The organism is Gordonia westfalica (genome assembly GCF_900105725.1).
Classification (GTDB): domain Bacteria; phylum Actinomycetota; class Actinomycetes; order Mycobacteriales; family Mycobacteriaceae; genus Gordonia; species Gordonia westfalica.
On sequence record NZ_FNLM01000012.1, the window covers coordinates 1 to 11,600 of the forward strand.

Sequence of the window (11,600 nt, forward strand, 5' to 3'; positions counted from 1 at the left end):
GGGAGAGGCACCTCGAGGTGCCGGCCAGCCAGTCGGGTGGTGGGAGTGCCGTTCCTGCGGGAATCTGTGGCAGGAGTCGCAGTCGTCTCGGCGGTTGCGGAAGTGGTGCCGCAAGTGTGCTGGTAAGCAGGGCGCTGAGGTTAACCGCGGCAACGCGGCCACGGCATCCCGGATCGCTGTCCACCTGCAAGGTGAGTGGATCGACGAGAAGCCGCACACTTCGGTGTCGGCGAAGTCGAACTACAAAGCAGCGTGGCGGTGTGGAACGTGTGGGCATGAGTGGCGGGCGACGGTGAAGAACCGGAGCAACGGCTCAGGATGCCCACGGTGTTACCGGCTCTCAGATAAGACCGGTGCGGCGTCCGCACGGTCACGGGCGCTGCCAAGTCAGATCCACTATCGGACTATCCGATCGCCGCCTGGTGGTCAGATCGCAACCCGCACACCCCGGAGGGAGTGAGCCGCGGCTCCGCGGAACCGGCATGGTGGAACTGCTCCACCTGCGGGACGGAGTTCTCGCGAACGCCGAAAGGAATCCGGGCGAGGCGGTGCAATGCGAGGCTTGCTCGTACACACACCGCGGCACCAGCTATGCAGCGAACGCAGCAACCGCCAATCCGCTCAGCGAGGAGCTACGCGGACAGCTCGTGGACCCCGCCCTTGGTGTCACGTCGGCGGGGTCGAACACGAAGTTGCAGTGGGTGTGCGCTGACGGGCACATGTGGTGGGCTGCACCGAAGGACCGAGGGCGGGCAACGGGTGTCCCGCTTGTGCGAAGCACATTTCTCGAGCCGAAATCGAGGTCGCCGACTTTGTGCGGACGCTCACCGGCGACGTGGTCACCAGCACGCGGTCGGTGATCGCACCCAACGAACTCGACATCTACATCCCGTCGAAGAACATCGCGGTCGAGTTCAACGGCCTGTACTGGCATTCGGAGGACGCCGGGAAGGACCGCCACTACCACCAGCGGAAGTGGCAGCGGTGCGCCGACAAGGGCATCCAGATGGTGACTGTGTGGGAAGACGACTGGCGTGACCGCCGGGACATCTGCCAACGCATGATCGCCCGCAAGCTGGGCGTGTCTCAGGAACGCCGGCTGAATGCGCGCAGTCTCACCGTGACCGCGGTAGATCGGGTGGAGGTCCGCGACTTCCTCGAGGCCAACCACATTCAGGGTGCGACCGCAATGAGTGAAGCGTTCGGTTTGCGCGATGGTGGCGAGTTGGTCGCGGTGATGTGCATGAAGTGGCGCACCAAGACTGAGGTGGAGTTGGTGCGGTTCGCCACCTCGGTGATCGTGCGGGTGGGCATTCGCGGCTGCTGAAGCACGCTGTCGCTGCGATGCAACCACAACGGGTGGTGACATTCGCCGACCACGCCGTCTCTGACGGAGGCCTGTACGAGCAGTGCGGTTTCATCAAAGATGGCGAGCTGCGACCGGATTACACCTACTACTTCCGTGGCGAACGGGTGCACAAGTTCCTGTTCCGCCTGAAGCGGTTCCGCAACGACCCAAACCTGTTGTGGGACGAGTCGTGGACCGAGCAGCAGGCCGCGGCGGAGAACAAGATCCCGCGGATCTGGGATTACGGAAAGACCCGTTACGTACTAGACATTCCCGGGTAGGGCTTGGCCCCCGGAGAGGGGCACAGTGTCTTTCAAGCAGTGGGCTGACATGTCCGATGAGGAACGTGAAGCCGAAGCGCAGGCGGTGTCGGTGTTGTTTATCGGCCTGCCTGGTGTGGTGGGTGCCCCGCTGGTGATGGGACCCGACTATTGGGTGGATGTTGCCCGCCATCTGGTGGAGTGCGGTGTCCGGCTGGTGGCGGATTCGATCAAGCACTATGAACCGGGGACAGCTTGGAGCGTCGAAGGCTGCGGGAAGTGGTGTTACGACTCGCATGAGCCGGATGAAACGTATGAGCAGCGGATCGCCCGGCTGGCTGATGAGGAGCATCAGAACTATCTGGCGAAGGTGGAGGAGATGAAGGCCCGCCAGGCGAATACGCAGGAGCGGGTGGTGCAGGCAGAGGCTGTGGCGTTCGCCGCGGAGGTGAAGCGCCGCAAGGCGGATGGAACGTTCGACGGTTCCCCGCACGCCGGCATCAACCCGAAGCTCTCTAACCCAACAGAACTTTTCACCCTGCACCCGTTCGGGTGTGGGGATTCACCCATGCCCACAGGAGGCAATTATGGCTGATCCCGTTTGGCTTCCCGACGTGCTGCGCGCCGAGGGCCTGAAGGTTGACATCTATCCCGGCGCGTTCGAACGCGGGCACGGCGACTTCGGCACTATCTGGGGTCCGTTCATGCACCACACCGGCTCGTTCGGCGAGACGCCGCGGGGTATCGCGCAGCACTCGTCTCTCGGGCTCGCGTCGCAACTCCACCTCGCGCCGAACGGTGTTGTCACGCTGTGCGGCGTCGGCGTCGCATGGCACGCGGGCACCGGCTCGTGGCCGGGCATCCCCGCGAACAACGGCAACGCCGTGACGATCGGCATCGAGGCCGCACACAACGGCACCGCGGCATGGTCGGAGGCCCAGTACGGCGCATACCTGAAGGTCGTCCGGGCCATCAACAAGCGCCTCGGCAACCCGTGGAACAAGGTCGTCGCGCACAAGGAGTACGGCGCGATCCAGGGCAAGTGGGACCCCGGGAACCTCGACATGAAGCTGTTCCGTCAGCGGCTCCTCCAGGCACCGGATAAGCCGCTCGTGGTCATGAACATGATCGAGCTCGAGGCCAAGGAGAATCCGTGGGTCGGCGTCCGTAAGGCGAAGCCCGGCGCCGGGGTGAGCGCAAGGTCGGCCGCGACGGTAAGGGCCGGTTCGTCGAGTACGAGAACGCGCACATCTACTTTCACCCGGCGACCGGCGCGCACGCCATCCCGCACGGCGGCCTGTTCGAGGCGTACGCCGAGCGCAAGTGGGAGACCGGCGAACTCGGCTTCCCGGTGCGCGACTTCACCAAGCTCGCCGACGGCGCAGTCATGGCGTTCCAGGGTGGCGTGCTCTACCGCAAGGACGGCAAGGACCACCACGTCGTGAAGGGCGTCATCGGCCAGCGCTGGGCGCTCGAGGGCTACGAGAAGGGCCCGCTCGGCTGGCCGACGTCGGACGAGATCTCGAACGGCACGGGCGGCAAGCGTCAGGCGTTCGAGCACGGCGTCCTCGAGTGGGACCCCTCAGGCGCGGTGAAGAAGATCGGCGACGCCGCGAAGGATCTCACTCTCGTCAACGCGGCCGGCATCCCGCTGGCCGTCGAAGCAGTCGACCTCATCGCGGCCTGAGCCGCACCCACAGAAGGAGTTCTCGTCATGTCTGTACCCACCCCTCGTCTTGTCCTCGGCCGCGAGCCCGCCGCCTGGACCTCCCTCGTCTCAGCCATCCTGGTTCTGCTGACCACGTTCGGGTTCAACATCCCACCGAGACTCAGGGCGTGTTCATGGCCGCGGTCAACGCGGTGCTCGGTCTGCTCGTGGTGATCTCGGTGAAGGAGAGCGTGTACCCGGCGCTCGTCGCGGTCGTTCAGACCGCGGTGCCGCTGGTCGTTGCGTTCGGCTTGAACCTCAGCGAGCAGCAACAGGGCGCCATCCTCGCGGTCTCCACGATTGCTCTCGGATTCCTGTTCACCCGCCCGCAGGTCACACCGAAGGTGTTGGCAGGTATTGAGCTTCCCGCTGACGGCGTCGAGCGCGAAGTCAACCTCGGCCGATGACCGTGACCTCGAGCGCCAGCGCTTGGATGAACCCCGCCGCGCTGAGTGACATCGGCGTGGTGGGGGTCGTCGTCGGCATGGCGCTCGTGCTCGGTATCGCCTTCGCCCGTGGCTGGATCGTATGGGGATCGGAGATCTCGATCTACAAGACCGCGGCCGAGCGCGACGCCAAGACCATCGCCGACCTCCTCGAGACCAACGCGCGCAACGCGCAGACGATGGCCGAGTGGAATGTCGCCGGCCAGCTCATCGCGAGCCAGTCGAAGGCACTGCGAGAGAGCTTGGAGTCCAACTGATGTGGGGATTCAAGACCAAGGGGGCGAGCGCGCACGAAGTTGATGCGCGCTCGAAGCGAAACGCGCGATCGGCCGAAGAAGCCCGGTCCGAAAGCGCACGGCTCGCCGAACGGGCGCGGCCGGTACAGCGGGAGCTTCGTGACCAGTTGGAACGCAACCACTGGGCCGAGCTGATCTTCGGAAGGCTGAACTAGTGGAGCTGATAGCCGACTGGGCACTTGTGGTGCTCGCCGTGCTGGCCACCGTCTACACCATCTGCTACGCCGCATGGCAGTACTGGTGGAAGGAGCGGGTGTCACTCATCTACCTAGGCAAGTCGACCCTGATGTCGCTGGTCTTTCTCCAGATCTCGGCGTCAGTGTGGGCGGGTACTGACTATCCGGGGCGGGCGTGGATTCGATTCATCCTGTACTCGGGTGGCGCCGTGATGATGCTCGCGCTCCTGGTGATGCTGCTGGTGTTGCAGTACAAGACCCGCCGTGACCGTTGGGCGGCAGGCGACTTCCGCCGGCCATGGCAAGTGTGGCGCGACGAGATCCGAGCATGGTGGGCAGGACGGTCATGATCGAACTTCTCTGGGTCGACGGAACTTGGGCACCCCGCGGCGGCTCCCCCGCGTCGGAGGCGCTGCGCCGCGCGCTCGACCCCCGCAAGGTGAAGTTCACGTATGTGCCGTACCCGGCCGACTTCGGCCCGGCGACCGGCATGGGCGACCTGTCGTATGAGGAGTCGAAAGCGATCGGCGCGGCAGCGTTGGATCGAGCTGTCACCGAATCCCGCGAACTCGTGGTCGTCGGCGGCTACAGTGCGGGCGCGGCGGTCGCAGTGAAGTACGCGCGCGACATCCTGCCTCGGCGGCCTCGCCATCAGGTGCTCGCCGTCGCGACGCTGGGCGACCCGCACACGCCGGTGCATCACGGCCGGTCCGGGATCGCCGGGGCGCTGCACGTCCCGCGGCCTCGGTTCACCGAGTGGGCGCCGGGTGATCCGATCGCCGACCTGCCGCTAGGTTCACCGCTGCGCACGGTCGCCGACCTAACCGGGTGGATGTCGGTGCGCACACCCGAGGCCGCCCGCGCCTGGGCGTTCAAGACCGCTGAACGTCTGGCGGTGGCGCAGCCGTGGTGGAATCCGTTCCGCTGGCCCGATTTCGCGCGTGCGGGGGAGGACATCCGCAACTATCTCGGCACTGCGCATTCCACGGACTACGACGGTGGTGGCCACGCTAAGCGGTTGGCCCGCATGATCGAAGGGGTGAGTTAGCCATTACAGCTCCAGATCAGCCCGGTGCTGGTGTACCGGGCAAATACTTCCTGCCCGCGAACCGCCCGAACGGTGCCACGTCAGGCCTGTCGCAGTTCGCGAATGCGGATCAGGCGTTCTGGGATGACTACGCGTACAACCAGTTCAATCCGAAGTTTAAGCATATGGGTGAGCCGGTTGATGTGATCCGGTTGTTGGCTCATGCGGCGACGGCGAACATTGCGTCGATCATCAACGGCATTTTCAATGGCTGGTTTGGTGGCGGTTCGGTTGGTGATCCGCAAGAGGTTCAGTACACGATCCAGGCATCGCTGACGCCGTCCTCAACGGCTACAACGTGGACCAGGTCACGTCGGGTCGTGGACGAACCTGAAACATCACCGACTGATCGTGGTCTCATCGATGTGGGAACGGTTCGGACGCACTCCGTCCACCACCCGCGCGCGGCGGCCTCGCGGTGGATACACCAGCAACTCGACCCGAACTGACGAGTCGCCACGCGTGGCGATGAATCCGTCGGGTCGAGTTGCGGAAGTATCCCGCCGGCCGCCAGCGCGCGGTGGTACTGAGTGCCGTCGAACCGTTCCCACATCGATGAGACCACGATCAGTTCGTGATGTTTTCAGTTTCGTCACGTACCCGACGTGACCTTGGTTTCCACGTTGTAGCCGTTGAGGACGGCGTCAGCGATGGCCTGGATCGTGTACTGAACCTCTTGCGGATCACCAACCGAACCGCCACCAAACCAGCCATTGAAAATGCCGTTGATGATCGACGCAATGTTCGCCGTCGCCGCATGAGCCAACAACCGGATCACATCAACCGGCTCACCCATATGCTTAAACTTCGGATTGAACTGGTTGTACGCGTAGTCATCCCAGAACGCCTGATCCGCATTCGCGAACTGCGACAGGCCTGACGTGGCACCGTTCGGGCGGTTCGCGGGCAGGAAGTATTTGCCCGGTACACCAGCACCGGGCTGATCTGGAGCTGTAATGGCTAACTCACCCCTTCGATCATGCGGGCCAACCGCTTAGCGTGGCCACCACCGTCGTAGTCCGTGGAATGCGCAGTGCCGAGATAGTTGCGGATGTCCTCCCCCGCACGCGCGAAATCGGGCCAGCGGAACGGATTCCACCACGGCTGCGCCACCGCCAGACGTTCAGCGGTCTTGAACGCCCAGGCGCGGGCGGCCTCGGGTGTGCGCACCGACATCCACCCGGTTAGGTCGGCGACCGTGCGCAGCGGTGAACCTAGCGGCAGGTCGGCGATCGGATCACCCGGCGCCCACTCGGTGAACCGAGGCCGCGGGACGTGCAGCGCCCCGGCGATCCCGGACCGGCCGTGATGCACCGGCGTGTGCGGGTCGCCCAGCGTCGCGACGGCGAGCACCTGATGGCGAGGCCGCCGAGGCAGGATGTCGCGCGCGTACTTCACTGCGACCGCCGCGCCCGCACTGTAGCCGCCGACGACCACGAGTTCGCGGGATTCGGTGACAGCTCGATCCAACGCTGCCGCGCCGATCGCTTTCGACTCCTCATACGACAGGTCGCCCATGCCGGTCGCCGGGCCGAAGTCGGCCGGGTACGGCACATACGTGAACTTCACCTTGCGGGGGTCGAGCGCGCGGCGCAGCGCCTCCGACGCGGGGGAGCCGCCGCGGGGTGCCCAAGTTCCGTCGACCCAGAGAAGTTCGATCATGACCGTCCTGCCCACCATGCTCGGATCTCGTCGCGCCACACTTGCCATGGCCGGCGGAAGTCGCCTGCCGCCCAACGGTCACGGCGGGTCTTGTACTGCAACACCAGCAGCATCACCAGGAGCGCGAGCATCATCACGGCGCCACCCGAGTACAGGATGAATCGAATCCACGCCCGCCCCGGATAGTCAGTACCCGCCCACACTGACGCCGAGATCTGGAGAAAGACCAGCGACATCAGGGTCGACTTGCCTAGGTAGATGAGTGACACCCGCTCCTTCCACCAGTACTGCCATGCGGCGTAGCAGATGGTGTAGACGGTGGCCAGCACGGCGAGCACCACAAGTGCCCAGTCGGCTATCAGCTCCACTAGTTCAGCCTTCCGAAGATCAGCTCGGCCCAGTGGTTGCGTTCCAACTGGTCACGAAGCTCCCGCTGTACCGGCCGCGCCCGTTCGGCGAGCCGTGCGCTTTCGGACCGGGCTTCTTCGGCCGATCGCGCGTTTCGCTTCGAGCGCGCATCAACTTCGTGCGCGCTCGCCCCCTTGGTCTTGAATCCCCACATCAGTTGGACTCCAAGCTCTCTCGCAGTGCCTTCGACTGGCTCGCGATGAGCTGGCCGGCGACATTCCACTCGGCCATCGTCTGCGCGTTGCGCGCGTTGGTCTCGAGGAGGTCGGCGATGGTCTTGGCGTCGCGCTCGGCCGCGGTCTTGTAGATCGAGATCTCCGATCCCCATACGATCCAGCCACGGGCGAAGGCGATACCGAGCACGAGCGCCATGCCGACGACGACCCCCACCACGCCGATGTCACTCAGCGCGGCGGGGTTCATCCAAGCGCTGGCGCTCGAGGTCACGGTCATCGGCCGAGGTTGACTTCGCGCTCGACGCCGTCAGCGGGAAGCTCAATACCTGCCAACACCTTCGGTGTGACCTGCGGGCGGGTGAACAGGAATCCGAGAGCAATCGTGGAGACCGCGAGGATGGCGCCCTGTTGCTGCTCGCTGAGGTTCAAGCCGAACGCAACGACCAGCGGCACCGCGGTCTGAACGACCGCGACGAGCGCCGGGTACACGCTCTCCTTCACCGAGATCACCACGAGCAGACCGAGCACCGCGTTGACCGCGGCCATGAACACGCCCTGAGTCTCGGTGGGGATGTTGAACCCGAACGTGGTCAGCAGAACCAGGATGGCTGAGACGAGGGAGGTCCAGGCGGCGGGCTCGCGGCCGAGGACAAGACGAGGGGTGGGTACAGACATGACGAGAACTCCTTCTGTGGGTGCGGCTCAGGCCGCGATGAGGTCGACTGCTTCGACGGCCAGCGGGATGCCGGCCGCGTTGACGAGAGTGAGATCCTTCGCGGCGTCGCCGATCTTCTTCACCGCGCCTGAGGGGTCCCACTCGAGGACGCCGTGCTCGAACGCCTGACGCTTGCCGCCCGTGCCGTTCGAGATCTCGTCCGACGTCGGCCAGCCGAGCGGGCCCTTCTCGTAGCCCTCGAGCGCCCAGCGCTGGCCGATGACGCCCTTCACGACGTGGTGGTCCTTGCCGTCCTTGCGGTAGAGCACGCCACCCTGGAACGCCATGACTGCGCCGTCGGCGAGCTTGGTGAAGTCGCGCACCGGGAAGCCGAGTTCGCCGGTCTCCCACTTGCGCTCGGCGTACGCCTCGAACAGGCCGCCGTGCGGGATGGCGTGCGCGCCGGTCGCCGGGTGAAAGTAGATGTGCGCGTTCTCGTACTCGACGAACCGGCCCTTACCGTCGCGGCCGACCTTGCGCTCACCCCCGGCGCCGGGCTTCGCCTTACGGACGCCGACCCACGGATTCTCCTTGGCCTCGAGCTCGATCATGTTCATGACCACGAGCGGCTTATCCGGTGCCTGGAGGAGCCGCTGACGGAACAGCTTCATGTCGAGGTTCCCGGGGTCCCACTTGCCCTGGATCGCGCCGTACTCCTTGTGCGCGACGACCTTGTTCCACGGGTTGCCGAGGCGCTTGTTGATGGCCCGGACGACCTTCAGGTATGCGCCGTACTGGGCCTCCGACCATGCCGCGGTGCCGTTGTGTGCGGCCTCGATGCCGATCGTCACGGCGTTGCCGTTGTTCGCGGGGATGCCCGGCCACGAGCCGGTGCCCGCGTGCCATGCGACGCCGACGCCGCACAGCGTGACAACACCGTTCGGCGCGAGGTGGAGTTGCGACGCGAGCCCGAGAGACGAGTGCTGCGCGATACCCGCGGCGTCTCGCCGAACGAGCCGGTGTGGTGCATGAACGGACCCCAGATAGTGCCGAAGTCGCCGTGCCCGCGTTCGAACGCGCCGGGATAGATGTCAACCTTCAGGCCCTCGGCGCGCAGCACGTCGGGAAGCCAAACGGGATCAGCCATAATTGCCTCCTGTGGGCATGGTGAATCCCCACACCCGAACGGGTGCAGGGTGAAAAGTTCTGTTGGGTTAGAGAGCTTCGGGGTTGATGCCGGCGTGCGGGGAACCGTCGAACGTTCCATCCGCCTTGCGGCGCTTCACCTCCGCGGCGAACGCCACAGCCTCTGCCTGCACCACCCGCTCCTGCGTATTCGCCTGGCGGGCCTTCATCTCCTCCACCTTCGCCAGATATTTCTGATGCTCCTCATCAGCCAGCCGGGCGATCCGCTGCTCATACGTTTCATCCGGCTCATGCGAGTCGTAACACCACTTCCCCGCAGCCTTCGACGCCTCCAAGCTGTCCCCGGTTCATAGTGCTTGATCGAATCCGCCACCAGCCGGACACCGCACTCCACCAGATGGCGGGCAACATCCACCCAATAGTCGGGTCCCATCACCAGCGGGGCACCCACCACACCAGGCAGGCCGATAAACAACACCGACACCGCCTGCGCTTCGGCTTCACGTTCCTCATCGGACATGTCAGCCCACTGCTTGAAAGACACTGTGCCCCCTCTCCGGGGGGCCAAGCCCTACCGGGAATGTCTAGTACGTTAACGGGTCTTTCCGTAATCCCAGATCCGCGGGATCTTGTTCTCCGCCGCGGCCTGCTGCTCGGTCCACGACTCGTCCCACAACAGGTTTGGGTCGTTGCGGAACCGCTTCAGGCGGAACAGGAACTTTGTGCACCCGTTCGCCACACGAGAAGTAGTAGGTGTAATCCGGTCGCAGCTCGCCATCTTTGATGAAACCGCACTGCTCGTACAGGCCTCCGTCAGAGACGGCGTGGTCGGCGAATGTCACCACCCGTTGTGGTTGCATCGCAGCGACAGCGTGCTTCAGCAGCCGCGAATGCCCACCCCGCACGATCACCGAGGTGGCGAACCGCACCAACTCCACCTCAGTCTTGGTGCGCCACTTCATGCACATCACCGCGACCAACTCGCCACCATCGCGCAAACCGAACGCTTCACTCATTGCGGTCGCACCCTGAATGTGGTTGGCCTCGAGGAAGTCGCGGACCTCCACCCGATTCTACCGCGGTCACGGTGAGACTGCGCGCATTCAGCCGGCGTTCCTGAGACACGCCCAGCTTGCGGGCGATCATGCGTTTGGCAGAATGTCCCGGCGGTCACGCCAGTCGTCTTCCCACACAGTCACCATCTGGATGCCCTTGTCGGCGCACCGCTGCCACTTCCGCTGTGGTAGTGGCGGTCCTTCCCGGCGTCCTCCGAATGCCAGTACAGGCCGTTGAACTCGACCGCGATGTTCTTCGACGGGATGATAGATGTCGAGTTCGTTGTGGGTGCGATCACCGACCGCGTGCTGGTGACCACCGTCGCCGGTGAGCGTCCGCACAAAGTCGGCGACCTCGATTTCGGCTCGAGAAATGTGCTTCGCACAAGCGGGACACCCGTTGCCCCGCCCTCGGTCCTTCGGTGCAGCCCACCACATGTGCCCGTCAGCGCACACCCACTGCAACTTCGTGTTCGACCCCGCCGACGTGACACCAAGGGCGGGGTCCACGAGCTGTCCGCGTAGCTCCTCGCTGAGCGGATTGGCGGTTGCTGCGTTCGCTGCAATAGCTGGTGCCGCGGTGTGTGTACGAGCAAGCCTCGCATTGCACCGCTCGCCCCGGATTCCTTTCGGCGTTCGCGAGAACTCCGTCCCGCAGTGGAGCAGTTCCACCATGCCGGTTCCGCGGAGCCGCGGCTCACTCCCTCCGGGGTGTGCGGGTTGCGATCTGACCACCAGGCGGCGATCGGATAGTCCGATAGTGGATCTGACTTGGCAGCGGCCCGTGACCGTGCGGACGCCGCACCGGTCTTATCTGAGAGCCGGTAACACCGTGGGCATCCTGAGCCGTTGCTCCGGTTCTTCACCGTCGCCCGCCACTCATGCCCACACGTCCACACCGCCACGCTGCTTTGTAGTTCGACTTCGCCGACACCGAAGTGTGCGGCTTCTCGTCGATCCACTCACCTTGCAGGTGGACAGCGATCCGGGATGCCGTGGCCGCGTTGCCGCGGTTAACCTCAGCGCCCTGCTTACCAGCACACTTGCGGCACCACTTCCGCAACCGCCGAGACGACTGCGACTCCTGCCACAGATTCCCGCAGGAACGGCACTCCCACCACCCCGACTGGCTGGCCGGCACCTCGAGGTGCCCTCTCCGTCGTTGAGATCGATCCGC

Annotated in this window: 22 protein-coding genes and 5 pseudogenes; 12 read left to right on the forward strand and 15 right to left on the reverse strand. The window is 64.9% G+C overall.

The genetic code is table 11. The features are described from left to right. Positions 1 to 94 precede the first annotated feature (94 nt). From BLU62_RS34705 to BLU62_RS01725, 12 genes and pseudogenes are all read left to right on the forward strand, one after another. Positions 95 to 460 carry a zinc-ribbon domain-containing protein gene (locus BLU62_RS34705; protein WP_074848134.1) on the forward strand — a complete coding sequence of 122 codons (366 nt, stop codon included), beginning with the start codon at positions 95 to 97 and terminating at the stop codon, positions 458 to 460. Further along, a pseudogene (locus tag BLU62_RS34710) lies at positions 412 to 540 on the forward strand (zinc-ribbon domain-containing protein); the annotation flags it as partial. The gene BLU62_RS34705 and the pseudogene BLU62_RS34710, both read left to right, overlap by 49 nt. 274 nt (positions 541 to 814) lie before the next feature. Continuing rightward, entirely contained in the window at positions 815 to 1,327 is a 513-nt protein-coding gene (locus tag BLU62_RS33400; protein ID WP_244278022.1) for a PDDEXK family nuclease, read from the forward strand. A 17-nt stretch (positions 1,328 to 1,344) separates the two neighbouring features. Then, positions 1,345 to 1,629, forward strand: a complete 285-nt coding sequence (locus BLU62_RS01685; RefSeq protein ID WP_139179936.1) for a hypothetical protein — start codon at positions 1,345 to 1,347, stop codon at positions 1,627 to 1,629. Positions 1,630 to 1,654: 25 nt separating this feature from the next. Next, a complete protein-coding gene (locus tag BLU62_RS01690; protein ID WP_139179937.1) occupies positions 1,655 to 2,203 on the forward strand; it encodes a phage gene 29 protein family protein in 549 nt (182 codons plus the stop codon). Between the two features lie 109 nt (positions 2,204 to 2,312). Then, positions 2,313 to 2,606, forward strand: a pseudogene (locus tag BLU62_RS33405) (peptidoglycan recognition protein family protein); the annotation flags it as partial. Between the two features lie 389 nt (positions 2,607 to 2,995). Next, positions 2,996 to 3,295 (forward strand): LGFP repeat-containing protein, encoded by a 300-nt coding sequence (locus tag BLU62_RS33145; RefSeq protein WP_208863590.1) that lies wholly within the window; start codon positions 2,996 to 2,998, stop codon positions 3,293 to 3,295. Positions 3,296 to 3,450: 155 nt separating this feature from the next. Then, positions 3,451 to 3,723 (forward strand): hypothetical protein, encoded by a 273-nt coding sequence (locus BLU62_RS01705; protein WP_139179938.1) that lies wholly within the window; start codon positions 3,451 to 3,453, stop codon positions 3,721 to 3,723. Beyond that, a complete protein-coding gene (locus BLU62_RS01710) occupies positions 3,720 to 4,019 on the forward strand; it encodes a hypothetical protein (protein ID WP_074847977.1) in 300 nt (99 codons plus the stop codon). The genes BLU62_RS01705 and BLU62_RS01710 overlap by 4 nt, the downstream gene beginning before the upstream one ends. Further along, on the forward strand, positions 4,019 to 4,213 hold the full coding sequence (locus tag BLU62_RS01715; RefSeq protein WP_074847979.1) for a DUF7620 family protein: 195 nt from the start codon (positions 4,019 to 4,021) through the stop codon (positions 4,211 to 4,213). The genes BLU62_RS01710 and BLU62_RS01715 overlap by 1 nt, the downstream gene beginning before the upstream one ends. Continuing rightward, positions 4,213 to 4,584, forward strand: a complete 372-nt coding sequence (locus BLU62_RS01720) for a putative phage holin (protein ID WP_074847981.1) — start codon at positions 4,213 to 4,215, stop codon at positions 4,582 to 4,584. The genes BLU62_RS01715 and BLU62_RS01720 overlap by 1 nt, the downstream gene beginning before the upstream one ends. Next, a complete protein-coding gene (locus BLU62_RS01725; protein ID WP_074847983.1) occupies positions 4,581 to 5,282 on the forward strand; it encodes a PE-PPE domain-containing protein in 702 nt (233 codons plus the stop codon). The genes BLU62_RS01720 and BLU62_RS01725 overlap by 4 nt, the downstream gene beginning before the upstream one ends. An 80-nt stretch (positions 5,283 to 5,362) precedes the next feature. On the opposite strand, the gene BLU62_RS32175 is transcribed toward BLU62_RS01725, so the two are convergent. The 15 genes and pseudogenes from BLU62_RS32175 to BLU62_RS34725 all read right to left on the reverse strand — a co-directional run. Continuing rightward, a complete protein-coding gene (locus BLU62_RS32175) occupies positions 5,363 to 5,566 on the reverse strand; it encodes a hypothetical protein (RefSeq protein ID WP_139179939.1) in 204 nt (67 codons plus the stop codon). 347 nt (positions 5,567 to 5,913) lie between these two features. Further along, on the reverse strand, positions 5,914 to 6,117 hold the full coding sequence (locus BLU62_RS01730) for a hypothetical protein (RefSeq protein ID WP_074848151.1): 204 nt from the start codon (positions 6,115 to 6,117) through the stop codon (positions 5,914 to 5,916). A 164-nt stretch (positions 6,118 to 6,281) separates the two neighbouring features. Further along, positions 6,282 to 6,983 carry a PE-PPE domain-containing protein gene (locus tag BLU62_RS01735; RefSeq protein WP_074847983.1) on the reverse strand — a complete coding sequence of 234 codons (702 nt, stop codon included), beginning with the start codon at positions 6,981 to 6,983 and terminating at the stop codon, positions 6,282 to 6,284. Next, positions 6,980 to 7,351: a putative phage holin gene (locus BLU62_RS01740; protein ID WP_074847981.1), complete on the reverse strand. Its 372-nt coding sequence runs from the start codon at positions 7,349 to 7,351 to the stop codon at positions 6,980 to 6,982. The genes BLU62_RS01735 and BLU62_RS01740 overlap by 4 nt, the downstream gene beginning before the upstream one ends. Beyond that, a complete protein-coding gene (locus BLU62_RS01745; RefSeq protein WP_074847979.1) occupies positions 7,351 to 7,545 on the reverse strand; it encodes a DUF7620 family protein in 195 nt (64 codons plus the stop codon). The genes BLU62_RS01740 and BLU62_RS01745 overlap by 1 nt, the downstream gene beginning before the upstream one ends. After that, positions 7,545 to 7,844 (reverse strand): hypothetical protein, encoded by a 300-nt coding sequence (locus BLU62_RS01750; RefSeq protein ID WP_074847977.1) that lies wholly within the window; start codon positions 7,842 to 7,844, stop codon positions 7,545 to 7,547. Before BLU62_RS01750 ends, BLU62_RS01745 begins: the two co-directional genes overlap by 1 nt. After that, positions 7,841 to 8,242, reverse strand: a complete 402-nt coding sequence (locus tag BLU62_RS01755) for a hypothetical protein (RefSeq protein ID WP_074847976.1) — start codon at positions 8,240 to 8,242, stop codon at positions 7,841 to 7,843. The genes BLU62_RS01750 and BLU62_RS01755 overlap by 4 nt, the downstream gene beginning before the upstream one ends. Before the next feature lie 27 nt (positions 8,243 to 8,269). After that, entirely contained in the window at positions 8,270 to 9,148 is an 879-nt protein-coding gene (locus BLU62_RS01760; protein ID WP_244278021.1) for a peptidoglycan recognition protein family protein, read from the reverse strand. After that, positions 9,070 to 9,369: a hypothetical protein gene (locus tag BLU62_RS35055; RefSeq protein ID WP_244278019.1), complete on the reverse strand. Its 300-nt coding sequence runs from the start codon at positions 9,367 to 9,369 to the stop codon at positions 9,070 to 9,072. Before BLU62_RS35055 ends, BLU62_RS01760 begins: the two co-directional genes overlap by 79 nt. 67 nt (positions 9,370 to 9,436) lie before the next feature. Beyond that, positions 9,437 to 9,703 carry a hypothetical protein gene (locus BLU62_RS33420; protein ID WP_074848153.1) on the reverse strand — a complete coding sequence of 89 codons (267 nt, stop codon included), beginning with the start codon at positions 9,701 to 9,703 and terminating at the stop codon, positions 9,437 to 9,439. 17 nt (positions 9,704 to 9,720) lie between these two features. Then, positions 9,721 to 9,888: pseudogene (locus BLU62_RS34715) on the reverse strand (phage gene 29 protein family protein); the annotation flags it as partial. A gap of 64 nt (positions 9,889 to 9,952) precedes the next feature. After that, the gene (locus BLU62_RS32185; RefSeq protein WP_139179941.1) at positions 9,953 to 10,384 is read right to left on the reverse strand and encodes a GNAT family N-acetyltransferase; all 432 of its coding nucleotides are present in this window, start codon (positions 10,382 to 10,384) and stop codon (positions 9,953 to 9,955) included. 179 nt (positions 10,385 to 10,563) lie between these two features. Next, on the reverse strand, positions 10,564 to 10,722 hold the full coding sequence (locus BLU62_RS33425) for a PDDEXK family nuclease (RefSeq protein ID WP_244278023.1): 159 nt from the start codon (positions 10,720 to 10,722) through the stop codon (positions 10,564 to 10,566). 88 nt (positions 10,723 to 10,810) lie between these two features. Continuing rightward, positions 10,811 to 11,098, reverse strand: a pseudogene (locus BLU62_RS34720) (zinc-ribbon domain-containing protein); the annotation flags it as partial. Between the two features lie 158 nt (positions 11,099 to 11,256). Next, a pseudogene (locus tag BLU62_RS34725) lies at positions 11,257 to 11,385 on the reverse strand (zinc-ribbon domain-containing protein); the annotation flags it as partial. Between the last annotated feature and the right edge of the window lie 215 nt (positions 11,386 to 11,600).